The sequence below is a fragment of the Kitasatospora sp. NPDC096077 genome (assembly GCF_040303245.1).
Taxonomy (GTDB): domain Bacteria; phylum Actinomycetota; class Actinomycetes; order Streptomycetales; family Streptomycetaceae; genus Kitasatospora.
The window spans coordinates 215,404-235,981 of sequence record NZ_JBEOSV010000006.1 but is presented as its reverse complement, the minus strand read 5'-3'; the positions used below and the strand labels follow the sequence as shown (position 1 = coordinate 235,981).

Sequence of the window (20,578 nt, the reverse complement as noted above, 5' to 3'; positions counted from 1 at the left end):
CGGGCGCGCTCGAACAACCTCCGCCCCGCCGCCCCCCACCCCCGCCCCCCCGCACCCGCCGCCCCCCCGGACGGTCCTCGACCGTCCGGGGCTCCGTGTCCGGGGCGCCGGGCTGCTACTCGCTCTTGATCGAGTCCAGGATGTCCAGCTTCGCCGCCCGGTGGGCCGGCCAGAGCGCGGCCAGCAGGCCGATCACCGCGGCCGCGAGCAGGAAGCCGGCGATCTGGAGCGGCGGCACCACGGTGCTGAGGCCCGTGAGGTCGGACGCCAGCGTCCGGACGACCGCCCAGGCGGACAGGACGCCCAGGCCGACCCCGACCAGTCCGCCGAAGAGCGCGATCAGCAGCGACTCCAGCCGGACCATCCGGCGGATGCCGAGCCGGTCCAGGCCGATCGCCCGCAGCATGCCGATCTCCCGGCGGCGCTCGAAGACCGACATCGCCATGGTGTTGACCACGCCGAGCACCGCGATCACCACGGACATGCCGAGCAGCCCGTACATCAGGTTGAGGGTGTTGGTGATGGCCTGGCGGCTCTCCGCCTTGATGTCCTGCTGACCCTTGACCTTGATCAGCGGGTTGCCGCCGGTCGCGTCCCGCAGCGCCTGCTTGAGCTGCTCGGTGGCGCCGTGCTCGCCCTTGACCAGGACCTTGTTCAGGCCCGAGCCGGGGCGCGCGTGCGGGCCGACCACGTTCTCCGGGGCGATCACGCCGGCCAGCGCGGTGTTGGCCTCCAGGACGCCGCCGACGGTGAGCGAGCCCTTGGTGCCGTCCGGGTAGGTGACGGCGAGGGTGCTGCCGACCTTGTAGCCGGCCTGCTCGCTGCGGCCGGAACTCACCAGCAGCTTGCCCTGCTTGAGGGCGTCCGCGGAGCCCTCCTTGATCTTGATGGTGGCCAGCTGGTCGATGGTCGCCGGGTTCACCGCGGTCAGCCACTCGCGGTCGGCGCCGTCCTCGCCGTGAGCCTCGCCCTTGTCCTCACCGAGGGTGACCCGGAGCCCGCGCTCGGCGCTCACCGCGCTGACACCGGGCGCCTTGGCGATCTGGGCGGCGGCCTCCGCGGAGAGGTCCGAGCCGTTCGCCATGGCGACCGTGTAGTCGGCCTTGATGTCGCTGTCGCTGGAGGTGTCCACGGCCTTGTTCACCGAGGCGCCGATCACGGTCAGCGACGTGATCAGGGTGACGCCGATGGTCAGCGCCGAGGCGGTGGCCGCGGTGCGGCGCGGGTTGCGGACGGCGTTCTCCTGGGCCAGCTTGCCCGGGGTGCCGTACACGGCGCGCAGCATCGGGGCGAGCAGCGCGATCAGCGGCCGGGACAGCAGCGGGGTCAGCACGAACACGCCGAGCAGCAGCGCGGCCGTGCCGAGACCGACCAGCTTGACCTCCTTGCCGCTCACCCCCGCGGCCAACGCGGCCGCCCCGGCCAGGGTGAAGAGCAGGCCGACGGCGTTGCGCACCCGCAGGCTCTTCTGGGTGGCGGGCTGCTCACTGGCGCTCATGGCCGCCACCGGTGCGATCCGGGAGGCCCGGCGGGCGGGCAGCCAGGCGGCCACCAGGGTCACCAGGACGCCGACGGCGAGCGCGACCAGGACGGTGGTCGGGGCGATCACCAGCGGGCCGTCCGGCAGGTTGGCGTCCATCGGGCCGTTGAGCAGCGTCCGGAGGCCGACGGCGATGCCGATGCCCGCGACCAGGCCGCCGACCGAGGCGGTGAGGCCGACCAGGACGGCCTCGATCTTGACCGAGCGGGTGATCTGCCGGCGGGTGGCGCCGACGGCGCGCAGCAGGGCCAGTTCCTTGGTGCGCTGGGCGACCAGCATGGTGAAGGTGTTGGCGATGATGAAGATGCCGACGAACAGCGAGATGCCGGCGAAACCCAGGAAGAACAGGTTCAGCATCTTGGTGAGCTTGCCGATCATCCGGTCCTGCTCGGCGGCGAGTTCGCGTCCGGTCTTGGCCTGGAGGTTGTCGCCCTGGGGGAGGGCCTGCTTGACGTCGGCGAGCAGCGTGGCGTCGTCGGTGCCCGGCTTGGCCTTGACGTCGAGCTCGGAGTACTGGCCGGGGCTGAGGAAGAGCTGCTGGGCGGTGGCGGTGTCGAAGGCGGCGAGCGAGCCGCCGGCCATCACCCGGGGGTCGTTGGTGTGCAGAGTGCCGGTGAGCTTGAGCTGCATCACCGGGCCGTTGACCGCGGCCCGGACGGTGTCGCCGACCTTGTAGCCGCCCTTCTCGGCGGTCCGGGTGTCCAGCGCGATCTCGCCGGCGTCCTTGGGTCCGCGGCCCTCGACCAGCGGGTAGCGCTGGTCGGTGCCGTCGGCGCCCGGCACGTAGTTGGTGCCGGTGGTGGAGAAGCCGTCGCCGATCAGCGCGCCCTTCTTGTCGGCGATGCCGGTGAAGCCGCTGACCACGCCGCGGGCGTCGGCGGTGCCGGGCAGGGCGGCGATCTTCCTGCGGACGTCCTCGGTGAGGGTCGGGCCGTCGTCGGCGCTGCCGCCGTGGTCGTAGCCGGGGCCCATGGCGGTCCGGTCGCTGACCGTGACGGCGATGTCGGCGTAGCTCTTGGAGTTCTGGGTCCGGAGGGCCTGGCCCATGGTGTCGGAGAAGACGAGCGTGCCGGACACGAAGGCGGTGCCGAGCAGGACGGCCAGCATCGTCATCAGCAGTCGGCCCTTGTGGGCCAGTACGTTGCGCAAAGCGGTGCGGAACATGGGGGAGCGTCAGTCCTGGGGGTACTCGGGGATCGGTGGCGTCGCGTGGCTGAACGGGCTCAGCTGGTGCGGCCCTTGGCGTCGAAGCGGCGCATGCGGTCCAGGACGGTGTCGGCGGTGGGGTTGTGGAGTTCGTCGACGATGCGGCCGTCGGCGAGGAAGACGACGCGGTCGGCGTAGGAGGCGGCGACGGGGTCGTGGGTGACCATGACGACGGTCTGGCCGAGTTCGCGCACGGAGTTGCGCAGGAAGGAGAGGATCTCGGCGCCGGAGCGGGAGTCGAGGTTGCCGGTGGGCTCGTCGGCGAAGACGATGTCGGGCTTGCTGGCGAGGGCGCGGGCGCAGGCGACGCGCTGCTGCTGGCCGCCGGAGAGCTGGGAGGGGCGGTGGCTGAGGCGGCCGGAGAGGCCGACGGTGTCGACGACGCGGTCGAGCCAGGCCTGGTCGGCCTTGCGGCCGGCGATGTCCATCGGGAGGGTGATGTTCTCCAGGGCGGTCAGGGTGGGGAGCAGGTTGAAGGCCTGGAATATGAAGCCGATGTGGTCGCGGCGCAGCTGGGTGAGCTGCTTGTCCTTGAGGCCGACGAGTTCGGTGTCGCCGATGGTGGTGGAGCCGGAGGAGACGGTGTCCAGGCCGGCCATGCAGTGCATGAGGGTGGACTTGCCGGAGCCGGAGGGGCCCATGATGGCGGTGAACTCGCCCTGGGGGAAGGTGACGCTGACGTTGTCGAGGGCGACGACCCGGGTCTCCCCCTCCCCGTAGACCTTGTTCAGGCCGGTGGCGCGGGCGGCCGCCAGGCCGGTACGGACGGCGGTTGCGGGGAAGGTCACGAAGACTCCTGGGAACGAATCGGATTGTCCTATGGATCAATCCTCCCAAGTGGTTCGGGCCCGATGCGTATGCCGGGCGGACGGTCGGCCCCCGCCGACCCGGCGGTGCGGCGGGGGCGCCCTCCTCCTCAGGTATGACCTGGCGCCCTGAGGACCAAAGTCCCTGGTGCGCCTGGCCGCGGGGTCACTCCACCGCGACGCCGAAAGCCGTCGCCAGCCCGGTCAGACCGTTCGTCACCGCCCGGCCCGAGGGCGCGAACTGCCAGCCCTCCGCCGCCCGTCGGAAGCTGCCCAGCAGCATCGCCGAGTCCGGGATGCCGCCGTTGGCGCCGGGCCACTTGAGCGGCCCGGCCGCGCCCGGCCCGTACTCGGCGGCGACCGCCAGCCCGTACACGTAGCCCAGCGGCAGCGCCGGCGGCTCCTCCTCCTCGGTGGAGACCGCGAGCACCACCTCGTCCACGGCGGCCGGCAGCCGGTGCAGGTCCAGGCTCAGCCGGGCCGCCCGGGCCGGCTCGCCCGGCACCGAGTGGGTGGGGTGCAGGCGGACGGCGCCGTCCGGGTCCTGCGGGTTGTTGAAGAACACGAAGTGCTCGTCGCTCAGCACCCGGCCGCGGGCGCACAGGAACGCGGTGACGTCCAGCTCCACCGGGTCCCCGGCGGCGGTGCGGCTCTGCCAGCTGACCGTGAGGCTGCTCTGCGGGACGGCCGGCCCGGCCGCCGGCTCCTGCATGGCGGGCTCCGCCGCCCCGCCCGGGGCGCCGCCGCCGAGCCGGCCGCGCAGGCCCTGGTCGGCCAGCAGCTCCACCAGCTCCGGCCCGCTCACCAGGGTCAGCGGCTTGCCCTCGATGTAGCTGTACGAGCCCTTGCCGAAGCCCGCGGTGGTGACCAGGATGCCCTTGATCGCGCCGTGGTGGCGGACGGTGGACTCCAGGTCGCGCACGGCGGTCGGCGGGACGGTCTTCTTGTAGCGCTTGGCCTGGATCACGATCTTGCCGCCGGTCACCGGGTCCAGGTCCTCGGCGACCACGTCCACCCCGACGTCGCCGCTGCGGGCCGTGGTCATCACCCGGAAACCGCGCAGCCGGAACAGCTCGGCGATCAGGTCCTCGAACTCGATCGGGTCCATCTCGAAGAGGTCCGGGTCGTCCTCGCCGAAGTGCCCGGCCAGGCTCCCGCCGACGGTCTCCGGCAGCCGGTCCGGCTTCACCTCGTCCAGCCGCTCCGGGCGCGCCGACAGCTTGCCGCCCAGGCCCTGGAAGCACTCCACCGGCGCCACCCGGTCCAGCGCCAGCCCGGCGAACTCGGCCCGGGTCGCGGTCAGCGTGGACAGGAAGCGCTCCGCCTCCCGGCCGGTCGCCGGGTCGATGCCGAGCACGAAGCCGTTCAGCACCACCGAGTCCAGCAGCCCGTCCCGGTCCGCCCGGAACAGCTCCACCGCCACCCGCAGCGCCGACTGCGCCAGCACCTCCCGGTACAGCGCCTTGCGTTCGGTCGCCGGGCGGGCCACCTCCGCCTCGCGGTCGTCCGCCTTGACGTACCGCACCCGGCCGGCGGCCGGCACCACGTCCGGCCCGGGCAGCTCCCAGTTCACCACCAGCTGACGGCTGGACGCCTCCCAGGCCGCCACCAGCCGGTGCGGGAAGCCCTCCGGCCAGGCCGCCGAGGCGTACAGGCCGGCCGTGAAGTACTCCTGCACCGCCTCCGGCTCACCCGCCCGCAGCCGGCGCAGCAACTCCTCGGTCCCGGCGCCGCGTTCCGCCTCCTGGCGGCGGAACCGCTCCGCCCACTCCAGGTACTCCCGGTGGTACCCGGCCAGCCGCTGCTGCCGGTCCGCCTCCCGCGCCTGCGCGGCGTACCAGTCCTGCTCGAACCGGGCCCGGGCCTGGGCGAGGTACTGCTCGTACTGCCGCCGCACCCCGGCGTTGCGGGCCTGCGCGGCGTCCGGCGGCGGGACGAAGTACGCGGCGGCGGCCTGGTCCGGCATCGGCACCGGCTCGCCCAGCGGCCCCGGATCGAACGGCGGCACCGGGCGCGGCGCCAGCAACGCCTGCGGCCCGAACGCCGGCGCGGCCAGCCCGGCCGCCAGCAACCCGCGCAACTCCTCGACCCGGGCGTCCAGTTCGGCCGTCCGCGCGGCCGCCTCCGCCTCCCGCGACTGCTGGTAGGCGCGCTGCGCCTCCCGCTCGTCCCGGGCCGCCGCCCGCTGCGTCTCGCGCTGGGCCCGCTCGTGCCGCCGCAGCTCCGCCGCCTCGGCGCGCCACCGGGCCTCCTCCCGCCGCTGCTGCTGCCGCTGCGCCTCCGCCCAGACCGCCAGCACCCCAGTGTTCCGCCGCCCCGCCACCAGTCACCCCTTCGCGCTCACACCGACCCGGCCGTCCCGCGCCGCCTCCCGGCCGCACCGCCGACCGCGCCCGCCACAATAGAACGTGGACACCCCGCCCGGCCAAGCGCCCGCGACCTGCGGCGCAGCGACGGGAGCTGACGGCCCGGCGGACGGACCGCGGCGGCCCGTCCTCGGCTGGCCGCGGGGCGGCTACTCCCGGACGTCGGCGTGCCAGCGCCAGTCCGTGCGCGGGGGCAGGCCGGGGAGGGCGGTGCGGCCGGTGGCCCAGAGGAGGGTGGGCCAGGGGGCTGCGGCGGTGCGGGGGACGTCGGGGAAGATCCGGACCAGGGTGCGGGTGCAGAGCTCGGCGGGCGGGTCCCAGCGGAGGCCGAGGCCCTGGGCGACGTCGTGCAGGTGGACCAGGGTCTCGGCCAGGCTCATGGCCGTGAAGCCGCTCGGGTCGGCGAGCCCCCAGGGGTGGAAGGCGCGGGCGTCCGGCGGGGTGACCCGGGCGACGGCGACCATCAATCCGCCACTGGCGTCCAGCACTTCGAGCAGCCCCGGGAGGCCGGCGGCCGGGTCGGCGCGGACGAAGTTGTTCGGGGCGCCGGGGTACTGCCGGGTCGCGGCGAAGGGGACGTAGCGATCGCGCGGCGGCCGGGCCGGGGCGAGCTGGGCGGCGTAGGCGAGGAGGTCGTCGGCGAGGTGCTCGACGGTCTCCCGGCAGTTCCAGGCGAGGGTGCCGGCGGGCCGCGACCAGTCCGCGTCGGCCGGTGCGGCGGTCAGGGTGTCGACGGCGAGGCGCACGGCGAGCGCGAGGTCGTCCGGGGTCGGTGAGTCGATCATGCGGGAACGATAGGGCCCGAACCGCTGTCGGTGGCGGCGGGTAGCCTGGCCGGATCGACGATCTCCAGGAAGGGATGCCCGTGACGATCCCCGCACCGCAGCACCCGGACCGGCCCGCCGGGTGGATCTCCACCGGTCTGAGCTGGCACGACGGCCGGGCCCTGCTCGGCGCCGTGCGGGGCACCAGGGTGCACGAGCGGGAGGTCGCGCCGGGTGCCGAGGTCGGCTGGCTGCTGGGCGGCCCGCGCCGCTGCACGGGGGCGTGGCTGGTCGGGGCGACGGAGCGCACGCCCTGCCCGCACCACGCGGTGGTCGACCCGGACGGCAGTGCGACCCAGTGCCCGGCCTGCCAGAGCGTGGACCGCGGCCTGGCGCTCGCCCGGGACCAGATCCTCGACGACGGCCGCACCTACCTGCTCTACCTGGCCTGGTTCGGCGAGGGCCTGCTGAAGGTCGGCCTGACCGCCGAGCAGCGCGGCGACAGCCGGCTGCTCGAACAGGGCGCGCTGGCCTACGCGTTCACCGCGCGCGGCGGCCTGCCCGCAGTGCGCCGGGCCGAACTCACCGTCGCCGCCTCGGGGATGGCCCGGGAGCGGTACAAGTCCCGGCTGAAGACGGACCACTGGTGGGTGCACGGCGACGCACCGCACCGCCGTACGGTGCTCGGCGAGGCCCGGGCCCGGGCGCACCGGCTGCTGGAGGGCCATGCGGTGGAGCTGCTCGCCGACCGCCCGGTGGTGGACCACGTGGAGCGCTACGGCCTGGCCGGCGGCGCCCCCGAGGCCTACCGGGAGGTCACCGGGCTGGCGGACGGCGCGGTGGTCGCGGGCCGGCTGCGCCCGCCGGTGGGCCGGCACCTCTTCCTGGACCAGCCGGACGGCTCGGGCCCGCTGCTGCTGGACACCCGGCGGCTGACCGGTTGGACGCTGACGCCGGTCACCGGCCGGGCCGCCGGGGGCCTGGTGCTGCAGGAGCGGGTCCGGCCGCCGGAGCCGGACACCCAGGAGGCGCTGTTCTGAGCCGGGGGACCGCAGCTCTGGTTGCTTATTGAAACCGCAAGGCCTAGTCTCGGCCCTACGGTTTCAATCTGCTACCAGCATGGAGCGAGTCCGACCATGATCGCCGCCCACGAGACCTTCGACGGCACCTTCCCGTACCGGCCGCACTTCAGCACCGCCCCCGGCTTCCCGATGCACTACGTCGACGAGGGCTCCGGCCCGGCCGTGCTCTGCCTGCACGGCGAACCCACCTGGGGCTACCTCTTCCGGGGCCTGGTCCGCCGCCTCGCCCCCACCCACCGGGTGCTGGTGCCCGACCACATGGGCTTCGGCAAGAGCGCCACGCCCGCCGACCGCGAGTACCGGCTGCAGGACCACGTGGACAACCTGGAGGCCCTGGTCGACGACCTCGGCCTGCGGGAACTCACCCTGGTGCTGCACGACTTCGGCGGCCCGGTCGGCATGGGCCTGGCCGTCCGCCGGCCCGGGTCGATCGCCCGGGTGGTCAGCCTGAACGCGCCGACGCCGCTCGGACAGCCCGGCCTCGCCGAGGCGCTCGCGGCCAACGCGGCCGAGTCCCCGTGGTTCCGCTGGATCGCCCGGGCGCACACCGACGGCAGCCTGCGCGCCGTCCTCGGCGAACTCGGCTACACCGTCCTCAGCACCATGAAGCTCAACGGCTTCGAGAACAACGCCCTGATCACCGACACCTGGCTGCGCGCCTACGGCTCACCGTTCCCCACCCCGGCGGAGGCGGCCGGGGCGATCGGCTGGGCCGAGGGCTTCGCGACCGGGGCGCACGCGTTCGCGACCCCGGACGCCGGGGTCCGGACGGCCCTCGCGGCGCTGCCCGCCCTCGCGGTCTGGGGAGCCGCCGACCGCACCCTCGCCGCCCGGCACTTCCTGCCGCTGTTCGCCGAGGCGTTCCCGCGCGGCCGGGCGGTGGAGCTGCCGGGCGTCGGCCACTACAGTCCGGAGGACGCCCCGGAGGTCGTCGCCGACCTGGTGGAGCGGTTCCTCCTGGAAACCGCCCGCTGAGCGGTGGCCGCCGATCTGCGGCAGCGGAAGGCAAGTCGCCCGCCGACGACCGTACTTGACGGTCGGTCAGGAGATCAGCCGAGCTTGCCGCGCACCCCGCCCGGCCCCGAGCGGGCCCGGCGGGACAGCGGCGGGCGGGACGGGCGGACGTCGCCCCGTCCGGCGGCCACCGGCTCCGCCGCCTCGGTGGCGCGCCGGGCCAGCGCGGCCCGGGCGGCGGCCAGCGCGACCCGGGCGAGCAGCGGGTCCTCCGCGAGGCCCGCCGTGTGCTTGGAGGCCTGACAGGGGGAGCACCAGACCGGCGAGGCCGGCCCGTCCGGATAGACCATGCCCTCCGGCGGCAGGTAGTGCCCACCGCACTCGACGCACTCGAAGACCAACCTCATCCGACGATCACCGTCCCGGATCCGTGGCACCGACCGCAGGGCGACCAGAAGGTGTGAACGCTGGGCACCATGCTTCCTTCCTCGTCCAGTTCGACCGTTGCCTCGGTCTTCTGGGTCCCCCCGGACCCGCCGCAGCCGGAGCAGGACTGAACCTCGGGCATATGCCGTCCTTCCGTAGCGGAGCACCACCGTAGCGCGATTCTCCGTCAACAAGCACCGCTCCGGACGATCCACCACCCGTACGGGGAGCGCGAATCGGCGCCGCACGCCCCGGAGGACGGGGTCGGCCCCTCGCCTGAGCACCAGAGCGAGGGGCCGACCGGTCGGAGGGCGTGTCGGACACGCCGTGGGGGAGGTTCAGCCGCGGGCGGCCCGCAGGAACTCCCGGTTCATCGCCGCGATGCTGGGCAGCGGGATGCCCTTGGGGCAGGCGGTGGCGCACTCGCCGGTGTTGGTGCAGCCGCCGAAGCCCTCGGCGTCCATCGTCTCGACCATGTTCCGCACCCGGGCGGAACGTTCCGGCGCGCCCTGCGGCAGCACGTTGAGGTGCACCACCTTGGCGGAGGTGAACAGCATCGCCGAGCCGTTGGGGCAGGCGGCCACGCACGCGCCGCAGCCGATGCACTCGGCGTGCTCGAAGGCGGTGTCGGCGGCCTCCTTGGGGACGGGCGTGGCGTGCGCCTCGGGGGCGCTGCCGGTGGGGGCGGTGATGTAGCCGCCGGAGCCGATGATCCGGTCGAAGGCCGAGCGGTCCACCACCAGGTCCTTGACCACCGGGAAGGCCGCCGCCCGCCACGGCTCGACGTCGATGGTGTCGCCGTCCTCGAAGTGCCGCATGTGCAGCTGGCAGGTGGTGGTGCGCTCGGGGCCGTGCGCCTGGCCGTTGATGACCATGCCGCAGGCGCCGCAGATGCCCTCGCGGCAGTCGTGGTCGAAGGCCACCGGCTGGTCGCCGCGGGTGATCAGCTCCTCGTTGAGGGTGTCGAGCATCTCCAGGAAGGACATGTCCGGGCTGATGCCGCCGACCTGGTAGGTGGTCATCGAGCCGGGTGCGTCCGGGCCCGCCTGGCGCCAGATGCGCAGGGTGAGGTTCATGCGTAGCTCCGCTGGGTGGGGTGGACGTGTTCGAACGCGAGGTCCTCGCGGTGGAGGACGGGCGGCTCGCCGGTGGCGGTGAACTCCCAGGCGGCGGCGTAGGAGAAGTCCTCGTCGCGCCGGGCGGCCTCGCCGTCGGGGGTCTGGCTCTCGGTGCGGAAGTGGCCGCCGCAGGACTCGGCGCGGTGCAGCGCGTCCAGGCACATCAGCTCGGCCAGCTCGAAGTAGTCGACCAGCCGGTTGGCCTTCTCCAGCGACTGGTTGAGCTCCCGGCCGGTGCCGGGCACCTTGATCCGGCGCCAGAACTCCTCGCGCAGCTGCGGGATCCGCTCCAGCGCACGGGTGAGGCCGGCCGCGTCGCGGGCCATCCCGCACTCGTCCCAGAGGAGTTCGCCGAGCTCGCGGTGGAAGGAGTCCGGGGTGCGGTCGCCGTCGACGGAGAGGATCAGGTTGAGCCGGTCCGCGACCTCCGCCTCGACCTCGGTGAGCACCGGGTGGTCGGCGGGCACGGCGCTCACCGGGTTGCGGGCCAGGTAGTCGTTGATCGTGGGCGGCAGCACGAAGTAGCCGTCGGCCAGGCCCTGCATCAGCGCGCTGGCGCCGAGGCGGTTGGCGCCGTGGTCGGAGAAGTTGGCCTCGCCGATCGCGAACAGGCCGGGGACGCTGGTCTGCAGGTCGTAGTCGACCCAGAGCCCGCCCATCGTGTAGTGGATCGCGGGGTAGATCCGCATCGGCACCCGGTACGGGTCCTCGGCGGTGATCCGCTCGTACATCTCGAAGAGGTTGCCGTACCTGGCCTCGACGGCGTCCCGGCCCATCCGGCGGATCGCGTCGGCGAAGTCCAGGTAGACGCCCTGCCCGCCGGGGCCGACGCCGCGGCCCTCGTCGCAGACGTTCTTGGCGGCCCGGGAGGCGATGTCGCGCGGGACGAGATTGCCGAAGGAGGGGTAGATCCGCTCCAGGTAGTAGTCCCGCTCCTCCTCCGGGATCTGCCCGGGCGGGCGGGTGTCGCCGGCCGCCTTGGGCACCCAGATCCGGCCGTCGTTGCGCAGCGACTCGCTCATCAGGGTGAGCTTGGACTGGTGGTCGCCGGAGCGCGGGATGCAGGTGGGGTGGATCTGGGTGAAGCACGGGTTGGCGAAGTAGGCGCCGCGCCGGTGGGCCCGCCAGATCGCGGTGGTGTTGGAGTTCTTGGCGTTGGTGGAGAGGTAGAAGACGTTGCCGTAGCCGCCGGTGGCCAGCACCACGGCGTCCGCCGTGTACGAGCTGATCTCGCCGGTGACGAGGTCCCGGGCGACGATGCCGCGGGCCCGGCCGTCGACGACCAGCAGGTCCAGCATCTCGGTGCGCGGGTGCATCTCCACGTTCCCGGCCGCGATCTGCCGGGACAGCGCCTGGTAGGCGCCGAGCAGCAGCTGCTGGCCGGTCTGGCCGCGGGCGTAGAAGGTGCGGGAGACCTGGACGCCGCCGAAGGAGCGGGTGTCCAGCAGGCCGCCGTACTCGCGGGCGAAGGGCACGCCCTGGGCCACGCACTGGTCGATGATCTCCACCGACACCTGGGCGAGCCGGTGCACATTGGACTCGCGGGCGCGGAAGTCGCCGCCCTTGACGGTGTCGTAGAACAGCCGGCGGATCGAGTCGCCGTCGTTGCGGTAGTTCTTGGCCGCGTTGATGCCGCCCTGGGCGGCGATCGAGTGGGCCCGCCGCGGGGAGTCCTGGAAGCAGAACTGGACCACGTGGTAGCCCTGTTCGGCGAGGGTGGCGCCGGCCGCGCCGCCGGCCAGGCCGGTGCCGACCACGATCACGGTGTGCTTGCGCCGGTTCGCCGGGTTGACCAGCTTGGCGTCGAACCGCCGCTGGTCCCAGCGCTGTTCGATCGGCCCGGTGGGGGCCTTGGTGTCGGCGATCGGCTCGCCGAGGGCGTAATCGAGGTAGCTCACTTCACGACTCCGAACATGACGGCCACGGGGACGGACAGGAAGCCCACGGTCAGCAGCAGGGCCAGACCGTTGGCCGTCAGCTTCAGCGCCTTGTCGCGGCGGGCGTTGTTGGCACCGAGGGTCTGGGCGGCACTCCAGAAGCCGTGCCGGATGTGGAAGCCGAGGGCCACCACCGCGAGGATGTAGAACACGTCGCTGTACCAGCGGCCGAAGGTGCCCACGACGTTCTGGTAGACGTGGCCGTGCTCGGCGACCGGGTTCACGGTGAGCGTGGTGAGGTCGAGGATGTGCCAGACGATGAACAGCGCCAGGATCACCCCGCCCCAGCGCATGGTCCGGGTCGCGTAGCTGGCCCGGCGGCGCCGGTGCACGTACTTGCTCGGGCGGGCGGCGAGGTCGCGGCGGCTGAGCTGGTACGCGGACACGCCGTGCAGGACGACGGCGAGGACCAGGCCGACCCGGGCGATCCAGAGGAACCACTCGTGGCCCAGGAACGGCTGGCCGATGGTGCGCAGCCAGGCCGCGTAGCCGTTGATGTCGTCGGGGCCGAAGAAGACCTTGAGGTTCCCCAGCATGTGCGCGACCAGGTACAGCAGCATCGCCAGCCCGGAGACGGCCATGACCGCCTTCTTGCCGACGGTCGACCGCCACAGGGTCGCCAGGGTGGACGGATGCCGGCCCGTCCGAGTCGCGGTTGTCATGGCAGCAACGGTAGGGAGGGCCACCAGGGTGCGTCCAAGACATGCTGCGGCTGGTGACGATAGGCAGGGCCTATCGTCGCGGCGTAGCCTGGGTGCGTGCAGCTCCAGCAACTCCGCTACTTCCTGGCCGTCGCCGAGACCCGGCACTTCACCCGGGCCGCCGAGGCCGCGCATGTCGCCCAGCCCTCGCTCTCCCAGCAGATCCGTTCGCTGGAACGGGAGTTGGGGGCCGAACTGTTCCACCGCGCCCGGGGCAACATCGCCCTCACCGACGCCGGGGACGCCCTGCTGCCGCTGGCCCGACGGATCCTCGCGGACACCGAGAGCGCCCGCCTCGCCGTCCAGGAGACCGTGCAGCTGCGCCGCGGCCGGGTCCGGCTGGGCGCGCCGCCGAGCCTGTGCACCAGCCTGGTGCCGGACGTGCTGCGGGTGTTCCGGGACCGCTACCCGGGCGTCACGCTGGGGGTGCGCGAGGGCGGGTCGCGCGATCTGGTCGGCTGGCTGGCGGCGGGCGAGCTGGACCTCGCGCTGATCATCACCCCGCCCAGCGGGGAGGCCGCGCCGGCCCTCGCCGTCACCGAACTGCTGCACGAGGAGCTGGTGTTGGTCTCGGCGGCCGGGCCCGCCCGGCGCGCGGTGCGGGTGGCCGAGCTGCGCGGACGGCCGCTGGTGATGTTCCGGGAGGGCTACGACGTCCGGGAGGCGGCCCTGGCGGCCTGCCGGGCGGCCGGCTTCGAGCCCGAATTCGCCGTCGAGGGCGGCGAGATGGACGCGGTGCTGGGCTTCGTCCGGGCCGGGCTCGGCCCGGCGGTGGTGCCGGGGATGGTGGCGGCGCGCTCGGGGCTGTCGGTCACCCCGTTCGCCGGGCCGGGGCTGGGGCGCACCATCGCGGTCGCGCACGGCCGCGAGGTGCCGCCGACCCGCGCCGCCGAGGCGCTGCACGGCACCCTGCTGGCGCATCTGCGGGACGCCGCCCGGGCAGGTGAACTCCCCCCGGGGACACGGCTATTGCTCTGACGACGGCGGCGGCGACTACGGCGACGGCGGCGGCGGTCGGCCGCCGCCGCCGGAGCAGTCGGGCGGGGCGGGTCAGGCCGGCAGCACGGCCTCGATCGCGGCGATCAGCTCGGCCGACTCGGGCTCGGTCCGCGGCCGGATCCGGGCGGCCACGGTGCCGTCCGGGGAGATCAGGAACTTCTCGAAGTTCCAGCTGACGTCCCCGGCCTGGCCCTCGGCGTCGGCGACCTCGGTCAGCTGCCGGTACAGCGGGTGCCGGTCCTCGCCGTTGACGTCGATCTTCTCGAACAGCGGGAAGGTCACCCCGTAGGTGGTCGAGCAGAAGCTCTCGATCTCCTCGGCGCTGCCCGGCTCCTGCCCGGCGAACTGGTTGCACGGGAAGCCCAGCACGGTGAACCCGCGCTCGGCGTACCGCTTCTGGAGGTTCTCCAGGCCGGTGTACTGCGGGGTCAGGCCGCACTTGGAGGCGACGTTGACGATCAGCAGGGCCTTGCCCTTGTGGTCGGCCAGGGTGGCGGGCGCACCGGACAGGGTGTGCAGCGGGATGTCGTACAGGCTCACGGTGGTGGTCCTTTCGGCAGGTCGGCGGCGGGGTGTCGCCCCCGGTCACGGCGGGGCCGTCGCCCCGGGCACACGGTAGCGGCCCCGGACGGCTGAAACCGTTCCGGGGCTGCCGGTGTTCCGTCCGGCGGGGAGTACGGAGCGGCTCGTACGCCCCCGCCGGGGCGGGCCGGCGCGCGCACGGCGCCGGGGCGGGTCAGAGCGCCAGCGGCTTGACGGCGGTGGGCGCGTGCTCGGGGAGGGTGGCGATCTCCTCCCACTCGTTGACCTTGTCGATGTCGGCGGCGGCCATCGAGATGTTGGTGACCCGTTCGAGGATCGCCTCGACCACGACCGGCACCCGGAACTCGGCGGCCAGCTTCTTGGCCTCCTCGAAGGCCGGCAGCAGTCCCTCCGGCTCGGTGACCCGGATCGCCTTGCAGCCCAGGCCCTCGGCGACCTTGACGTGGTCCACGCCGTAGACGCCCAGCTCCGGCGCGTTGATGTTCTCGAACTCCAGCTTGACCTGGAAGTCGATGTCGAAGTTGCGCTGCGCCTGGCGGATCAGGCCCAGGTAGGAGTTGTTCACCAGCACGTGGACGTACGGGATCCGGTGCTGGGCGCCGACCGCCAGCTCCTCGACCATGAACTGGAAGTCGTAGTCGCCGGAGAGCGCGACGACCTGGCCCTCGGGGTCGGCGGTGGCGACGCCCAGTGCGGCCGGGATGGTCCAGCCCAGCGGGCCGGCCTGGCCGCAGTTGATCCAGTGCCGCGGCTTGTAGACGTGCAGCATCTGGGCGCCGGCGATCTGGGAGAGGCCGATGGTGGTGACGTACCGGGTCTCCGGGCCGAAGGCCCTGTTCATCTCCTCGTACACGCGCTGCGGCTTGAGCGGCACGTTGTCGAAGTGGGTGCGCCGCTGCAGCCGCGCCTTGCGCTCCTGGGTGGAGGCGGCCCAGGCGCCGCGGTCCTTGAGGGTGCCGGCCGCCCTGAGCTCCTTGGCGACCTCGACGAACAGTTCCAGCGCGGCCTTGGCGTCGGAGGCGATGCCGAGGGCGGGGGCGAAGATCTTGCCGATCTGGGTGGGCTCGACGTCGACGTGGACGAAGGTGCGGCCCGCGGTGTAGACGTCCAGGCCGCCGGTGTGGCGGTTGGCCCAGCGGTTGCCGATGCCGAGGACGAAGTCGGAGGCGAGGAAGTTCTCGTTGCCGTAGCGGTGCGAGGTCTGCAGACCGACCATGCCGGCGTTCAGCGCGTGGTCGTCCGGGACGATGCCCCAGCCCATCAGCGTCGGGATCACCGGGACGCCGGTCAACTCGGCGAACTCCAGCAGGAGTTCGGAGGCGTCGGCGTTGATGACGCCGCCGCCGGCCACGATCAGCGGGCGCTCGGACGCCTGGAGCAGCGCGATGGCCTTCTCGATCTGGATCCGGTTGGCGGTCGGCTTGTAGACCGGCAGCGGCTGGTAGGCCTCCGGGTCGAAGTCGATCTCGGTCAGCTGGACGTCGATCGGCAGGTCGATCAGCACCGGGCCGGGGCGGCCGGAGCGCATCAGGTGGAAGGCCTGCTGGAACACGCCGGGGACCTGCGCGGCCTCCAGCACGGTGGTGGCGGCCTTGGTGACCGGCTTGGCGATCGAGGCGATGTCGACGGCCTGGAAGTCCTCCTTGTGGAGGCGGGCGACCGGGGCCTGGCCGGTGATGCACAGGATCGGGATGGAGTCGGCGATCGCCGAGTACAGGCCGGTGATCATGTCGGTGCCGGCCGGGCCCGAGGTGCCGATGCACACGCCGATGTTGCCGGCCGCGGCGCGGGTGTAGCCCTCGGCCATGTGGGAGGCGCCCTCGACGTGCCGGGCCAGGGTGTGCTTGATCCCGCCGGAGGCCTTGAGGGCGGCGTAGAAGGGGTTGATGGCGGCGCCCGGAACGCCGAAGGCGACGTCGACGCCTTCGAGCTTGAGGATCTCCACGGCCGCGCGGGCGGCAGTCATACGGGGCATCGGGTCTCTCCTGCGTCGGCCCGCAGTGGGTCGGAGGGCTCATCTCCTGAATTCCACCATACGGAAGAACGGTTTCTGTATGTGGAAACAAGGTAGGTCGGGCCCGGCGGGGCGTCAAGGGGAGATTCAACAGAATGTGGAAGGCGGGCGAGGTGTCCGAGGGCGGCTCCGGGCGCACGAAATAGGCTGGTCGCGGCCCGGAGTGGTCCGGGCCGCGACCGATGCCGTCAGGCGGTTGGGAGTGCAGGGACGTGATCGCAGCTTTTTCGGTGACCCCGCTGGGGATCGGCGAGGACGTGGGGGAGGCGGTGGCCGCGGCCGTCCGGGTGGTGCGGGCGAGCGGGCTGCCGAACCGGACGGACGCGATGTTCACCAGCATCGAAGGGGAGTGGGACGAGGTGATGCCGGTGATCAGGGCGGCGATCGAGGCGGTGAAGGCTCACAGCAACCGGGTGAGCACGGTCATCAAGATCGACGACCGGGCCGGGGTCACCGACGGGCTCACCGCCAAGGTCGCCTCGGTCGAGCGGCATCTGAGCGAGGGCTGAGCCCGGTCGGCCGGCTGGGCCGGGTCGGCCCGGCCGGTTCCGCCGGTCCCACGGGTGCGGGGGCGGGCTCGGCGGCCGGGCGGCGGGCGGTGGACAGGCGACCCAGGGAGTGGGCGAGCAGCCGGTCCAGGGAGTAGGGGCCGGAGCCGAGCACCGCGATGGTCAGGAACGCCCAGCAGAACATCACCGAGGGCTCGCCCCCGTTCTGCAGCGGCAGCAGGGCGCGCTCCTGGTGGACGGTGAAGTAGGCGTAGGCCATCGAGCCGGAGCAGAGCAGGGCGGCCGTCCTGGTGCCGATGCCGAGCAGCACGAGGGCGCCGCCGACCAGTTGGATCAGGGCGGCCCACCAGCCCGGCCACTGGCCGAGCGGGATGCTGCCGCCCTTGGTGCCGCCGAGGACGCCGAACAGCGAGGCGGCGCCGTGGCAGGCGAAGAGCAGGCCGACGACGATCCGGAAGACGGTGAGCACGAGCGGACGGGCGGCCTCGGCGGCCTGCCGGGGGGATGGGGGGATGAGTCCGGACATGCCGGTACGCCTCCTGTGGGGGAGGAGGGACGGGGGCGGTAAGGCTAGCCTTGGTCTAGTCCACTTGGCAATGCTCCGTCAGGCATCGGTCTGGACCACTTCCCGCTCTTTCTTGACCGATCGGTCTGGAAAGGACTAGCGTTCAGGTCATGGCGCGAACGAAGGAATTCGACCCGGACGCGGCGCTCCAGGCGGCCCTTGAGCTGTTCTGGCGCCGCGGCTACGAGGCCACCTCGATGACCGACCTGGTCGAGGGGCTCGGCATCGCCCGGGCCAGCATCTACGCGACGTTCGGCAGCAAGCGCGAGCTCTACCTGCGCGCGCTGGAGCGCTACAGCGAGCAGCGGGACCCGGACCGGCTGGCCGACCTGTCCCAGCCCGGCCCGGTGCTGCCGGCCGTGCGCGCCCTGGTGCGCCGGTACGCGCAGACGGGGGAGGAGGACCGCAGGCGGGGCTGTTTCATCACCAACACGGCGGTCGAACTCGCCCCGCACGACCCGGGCGCGGCCCGCCGGGTGGAGGCCAGCCTCGACCACCTGGAGACTTCGCTGACCGCCGCCCTGCTGCGCGCCGAGGCGCAGGGCGAGCTGCCCGCGGGGCGGGAGCCGCGGGCGCTGGCCCGGATGCTGGTGGTGCTGCTGCAGGGCGTCCGGGTGGTGGGCAAGACCGCCGACGGCGCACCCCGGGTGCGGGACGCCGCCGAGCAGGCGCTGGCGCTGCTGGACTGACCGTCGGGGCGGGCCGCAGGTGCGGGCCGTCGGTGCTGCGGGCCGTCGGCGGCACGGACCGCCGTGGTACGGAGCACCGGCCGGATGGCACTTCCGTCCGATCTGCTCGGCGTCTTCTGCTGTCCCTATTCTGGACCGAACGGTCTTAAAAGTTTGGTATGGGGGGAAGTTCCATGAGTGTCACCGCGAGGGCCCGATCGGGCTTCGCGCTGCTGGGCGTGGTCCAGGCCGTGCTGATCTTCGCGATCATGATCCTCACCGTGCCGCTGCCCCTGGTCGCCCGGGAGCTGGGGCTCGGCGCCTCCGAGGTCCTGCTGCTCAGCGCCGCGTACGGACTGTCCTTCGCCGCCCTGCTGCTGCTCGGCGGCCGGTTGACCGACCGGCACGGCGGCCGGCGGATGCTCCGGTGGGGGCTGGTGCTGTTCGCCGCCGCCTCGATCGCCTGCGCCCTCGCGCCCGGCTACCCCGCCCTGCTGGCCGGCCGCTTCGTCCAGGGCGCCGGTGCGGCCCTCACCGCGCCGGCGGCGGTCGCGGTGGTCCGCCGGCTGTACCCCGAACCCGCCGCCTACCGGCGGGCGATGGCCACCTGGGGCGGCCTCTCGGTGATCGGCGCGACGGCCGGCAGCGTGGTCTCCGGCGCGGTCGCCGCGGTGGTCTCCTGGCGCTGGCTGTTCGCGGTGCCCGTCCTGGTCGCCCTGGCCGGACTGGCCCGCTCCGGCGCGCTGCCCGACTCCGGTGCGCTGCCCGGGTCCGAGGCCGCCAGCGAGGGCCGTCGCCCGGCCCTCGACCTGCGCGGCGCCGCCCTCGCCACCACCGGTGTCTGCGCGACGAGTTACGCCCTGGTCGGATCCACCGACCACGGCTGGCGCAGCCCCGGCGTGCTCGGCCCGCTGGCCGCCGGACTGCTCCTGCTGCTCGCCTTCGCCGCCGCCGAACGCCGCACCGCCGACCCGCTGCTGCCGCCCGGCTTCCTCGCCGACCGGCAGCGGGCCACCGCACTGGTCACCGTCATGGCGACCGCCGCGGGCACCGCACTGGCCTTCGTCCTGCTCTCGCTCTACCTCCAGCAGCAGCGCGACTGGAGCGCGGCCGCCACCTCCGCCGCCTTCCTGCCGTACGCGGTCGTCCTGCTGCTCGCCGGGCGGCTGGCCGGGCCGCTGATCGCCCGGCACGGGCCGGTGCCGGTCACCGCCGCCGGCCTGGCCCTGGAGGCCGCCGGGCTCGGCCTGCTGGCCGGGCTCGACCCCGGCAGCCCGTACGCCACCGGGCTGCTGCCCGGACTGCTCCTGCTGCCCGCCGGAGCCGCCGCGTCCTTCGCCGGGGCGGCCGTGCTGGCCACCGGCGGCGTGCCGCCCGAACGGACCGGCCTGGCCGCGGGCGTCCTCAACACCGCGATGGAGCTCGGCCCCACCGCCGGGCTGGCCGCCCTGATGGCCCTCGCCGCCACCCGCCCGACCGTCGTCGGCGGCTACGCGGCGGCCTTCGCGGCCGCCGCCGCCGGGCTGGCGCTGACCGCCGTCGCGGTCGCCGCCCTGCCCCGAACCCCCAAGACCACCATCACCCCTGAACGCACCACTCGAATCAAGGAGTTCAGCTCATGAGCACGCGTTTCGCCGACAAGTCCGTCCTGGTCACCGGCGGCGGCAGCGGCATCGGGCGGGCCATCGCGCTCGCCTTCGCCCAGGAAGGCGCCCGGGTCGCGGTCGCCGGGCGCGGCGCCGGCCCGCTGGCCGAGACCGTCGCACTGATCGAGCGGGCCGGCGGCCGGGCGGTCGCGCTGACCGGCGACGTGACGAACGGCGAGGACGCCGCCCGGCTGGTCCGGGAGACCGTCGAGCACTTCGGCGGACTGGACGTCGCCGTCAACAACGCCGGGGTGTTCGGCGCGGCCGGGCCGGTCGCCGAGATCGACGAGGCCGACTTCCGGCGGGTGTTCGAGATCAACGTGACCGGCACCCTGCTGGCGATGCAGCAGCAGATCGGTCACATGCGGGCCCACGGCGGCGGCGCCATCGTCAACGTCTCCTCCAACCTGGGCGTCCACAAGCGGATCGAGGGCGTCGGCGCCTATGCCGCCAGCAAGGCGGCGGTCACCGCGCTGACCCGCGCCGCCGCCCGCGACCACATCGGCGAGGGGGTGCGGATCAACACCGTCAGCCCCGGCCCGGTGGACACCCCGATGTCGACCCACCCCGGCGAGAGCGACGTGGACAAGACCGACCGGATGAAGTCCGAGGTCCCGGTGGGCCGTTCCGGTGCGGTCGCCGAGATCGCCGCCGCGGTGCTGTACCTGGCCTCGCCGGAGGCGGGCTACACCGTCGGCGCCGACCTGGTGCTGGACGGCGGCATCACGGCCTGA

At 73.5% G+C, this 20,578-nt stretch carries 17 protein-coding genes and 1 pseudogene; 7 read left to right on the top strand and 11 right to left on the bottom strand.

The window, feature by feature from the left end; all coding sequences use genetic code 11:
- Nucleotides 1-115 precede the first annotated feature (115 nt).
- From ABTZ03_RS09155 to ABTZ03_RS09140, 4 genes are all read right to left on the bottom strand, one after another.
- Nucleotides 116-2,704 (bottom strand): ABC transporter permease, encoded by a 2,589-nt coding sequence (locus ABTZ03_RS09155; RefSeq protein ID WP_350512240.1) that lies wholly within the window; start codon nucleotides 2,702-2,704, stop codon nucleotides 116-118.
- Between the two features lie 59 nt (nucleotides 2,705-2,763).
- Nucleotides 2,764-3,534, bottom strand: coding sequence for an ABC transporter ATP-binding protein (locus tag ABTZ03_RS09150; RefSeq protein WP_350512239.1), 771 nt, complete (start codon nucleotides 3,532-3,534; stop codon nucleotides 2,764-2,766).
- Nucleotides 3,535-3,718: 184 nt separating this feature from the next.
- Nucleotides 3,719-5,875, bottom strand: coding sequence for a restriction endonuclease (locus tag ABTZ03_RS09145; protein ID WP_350512238.1), 2,157 nt, complete (start codon nucleotides 5,873-5,875; stop codon nucleotides 3,719-3,721).
- Between the two features lie 192 nt (nucleotides 5,876-6,067).
- Complete coding sequence (locus ABTZ03_RS09140; RefSeq protein ID WP_350512237.1) at nucleotides 6,068-6,703, bottom strand: maleylpyruvate isomerase N-terminal domain-containing protein; 636 nt, start codon at nucleotides 6,701-6,703, stop codon at nucleotides 6,068-6,070.
- 80 nt (nucleotides 6,704-6,783) lie between these two features.
- Between ABTZ03_RS09140 and ABTZ03_RS09135 the strand changes: the two genes are divergently transcribed.
- Together ABTZ03_RS09135 and ABTZ03_RS09130 are read left to right on the top strand one after the other, a co-directional pair.
- Entirely contained in the window at nucleotides 6,784-7,722 is a 939-nt protein-coding gene (locus tag ABTZ03_RS09135) for a DUF2797 domain-containing protein (RefSeq protein WP_350512236.1), read from the top strand.
- A gap of 96 nt (nucleotides 7,723-7,818) precedes the next feature.
- Nucleotides 7,819-8,739, top strand: a complete 921-nt coding sequence (locus ABTZ03_RS09130; RefSeq protein ID WP_350512235.1) for an alpha/beta fold hydrolase — start codon at nucleotides 7,819-7,821, stop codon at nucleotides 8,737-8,739.
- Between the two features lie 74 nt (nucleotides 8,740-8,813).
- Here ABTZ03_RS09130 and ABTZ03_RS09125 read toward each other — a convergent pair whose 3' ends face one another.
- From ABTZ03_RS09125 to ABTZ03_RS09110, 4 genes are all read right to left on the bottom strand, one after another.
- Nucleotides 8,814-9,125, bottom strand: a complete 312-nt coding sequence (locus tag ABTZ03_RS09125) for a hypothetical protein (RefSeq protein WP_350512234.1) — start codon at nucleotides 9,123-9,125, stop codon at nucleotides 8,814-8,816.
- A gap of 357 nt (nucleotides 9,126-9,482) precedes the next feature.
- Complete coding sequence (locus tag ABTZ03_RS09120) at nucleotides 9,483-10,220, bottom strand: succinate dehydrogenase/fumarate reductase iron-sulfur subunit (protein WP_350512233.1); 738 nt, start codon at nucleotides 10,218-10,220, stop codon at nucleotides 9,483-9,485.
- Complete coding sequence (locus ABTZ03_RS09115) at nucleotides 10,217-12,160, bottom strand: fumarate reductase/succinate dehydrogenase flavoprotein subunit (RefSeq protein WP_350512232.1); 1,944 nt, start codon at nucleotides 12,158-12,160, stop codon at nucleotides 10,217-10,219. The genes ABTZ03_RS09120 and ABTZ03_RS09115 overlap by 4 nt, the downstream gene beginning before the upstream one ends.
- The gene (locus ABTZ03_RS09110; RefSeq protein ID WP_350512231.1) at nucleotides 12,157-12,861 is read right to left on the bottom strand and encodes a succinate dehydrogenase cytochrome b subunit; all 705 of its coding nucleotides are present in this window, start codon (nucleotides 12,859-12,861) and stop codon (nucleotides 12,157-12,159) included. The genes ABTZ03_RS09115 and ABTZ03_RS09110 overlap by 4 nt, the downstream gene beginning before the upstream one ends.
- Nucleotides 12,862-12,957: 96 nt before the next feature.
- Between ABTZ03_RS09110 and ABTZ03_RS09105 the strand changes: the two genes are divergently transcribed.
- Nucleotides 12,958-13,878 carry a LysR family transcriptional regulator gene (locus tag ABTZ03_RS09105; protein ID WP_350512230.1) on the top strand — a complete coding sequence of 307 codons (921 nt, stop codon included), beginning with the start codon at nucleotides 12,958-12,960 and terminating at the stop codon, nucleotides 13,876-13,878.
- 72 nt (nucleotides 13,879-13,950) lie between these two features.
- On the opposite strand, the gene ABTZ03_RS09100 is transcribed toward ABTZ03_RS09105, so the two are convergent.
- Together ABTZ03_RS09100 and gcl are read right to left on the bottom strand one after the other, a co-directional pair.
- On the bottom strand, nucleotides 13,951-14,439 hold the full coding sequence (locus tag ABTZ03_RS09100; protein ID WP_350512229.1) for a glutathione peroxidase: 489 nt from the start codon (nucleotides 14,437-14,439) through the stop codon (nucleotides 13,951-13,953).
- 196 nt (nucleotides 14,440-14,635) lie between these two features.
- Nucleotides 14,636-16,417, bottom strand: coding sequence for a glyoxylate carboligase (gene gcl / locus ABTZ03_RS09095; protein ID WP_350512228.1), 1,782 nt, complete (start codon nucleotides 16,415-16,417; stop codon nucleotides 14,636-14,638).
- Nucleotides 16,418-16,668: 251 nt separating this feature from the next.
- Between gcl and ABTZ03_RS09090 the strand changes: the two genes are divergently transcribed.
- Nucleotides 16,669-16,965, top strand: coding sequence for an MTH1187 family thiamine-binding protein (locus ABTZ03_RS09090; RefSeq protein ID WP_350512227.1), 297 nt, complete (start codon nucleotides 16,669-16,671; stop codon nucleotides 16,963-16,965).
- A gap of 64 nt (nucleotides 16,966-17,029) precedes the next feature.
- On the opposite strand, the pseudogene ABTZ03_RS09085 reads toward ABTZ03_RS09090, so the two are convergent.
- Nucleotides 17,030-17,491: pseudogene (locus ABTZ03_RS09085) on the bottom strand (DoxX family protein); the annotation flags it as partial.
- A 149-nt stretch (nucleotides 17,492-17,640) separates the two neighbouring features.
- Between ABTZ03_RS09085 and ABTZ03_RS09080 the strand changes: the two are divergent.
- The 3 genes from ABTZ03_RS09080 (at nucleotide 17,641) to ABTZ03_RS09070 (ending at nucleotide 20,578) form a co-directional block, all read left to right on the top strand.
- On the top strand, nucleotides 17,641-18,219 hold the full coding sequence (locus ABTZ03_RS09080; protein ID WP_350512226.1) for a TetR/AcrR family transcriptional regulator: 579 nt from the start codon (nucleotides 17,641-17,643) through the stop codon (nucleotides 18,217-18,219).
- 173 nt (nucleotides 18,220-18,392) lie between these two features.
- Entirely contained in the window at nucleotides 18,393-19,820 is a 1,428-nt protein-coding gene (locus tag ABTZ03_RS09075) for an MFS transporter (RefSeq protein ID WP_350512225.1), read from the top strand.
- Complete coding sequence (locus ABTZ03_RS09070) at nucleotides 19,817-20,578, top strand: SDR family NAD(P)-dependent oxidoreductase (RefSeq protein WP_350512224.1); 762 nt, start codon at nucleotides 19,817-19,819, stop codon at nucleotides 20,576-20,578. The genes ABTZ03_RS09075 and ABTZ03_RS09070 overlap by 4 nt, the downstream gene beginning before the upstream one ends.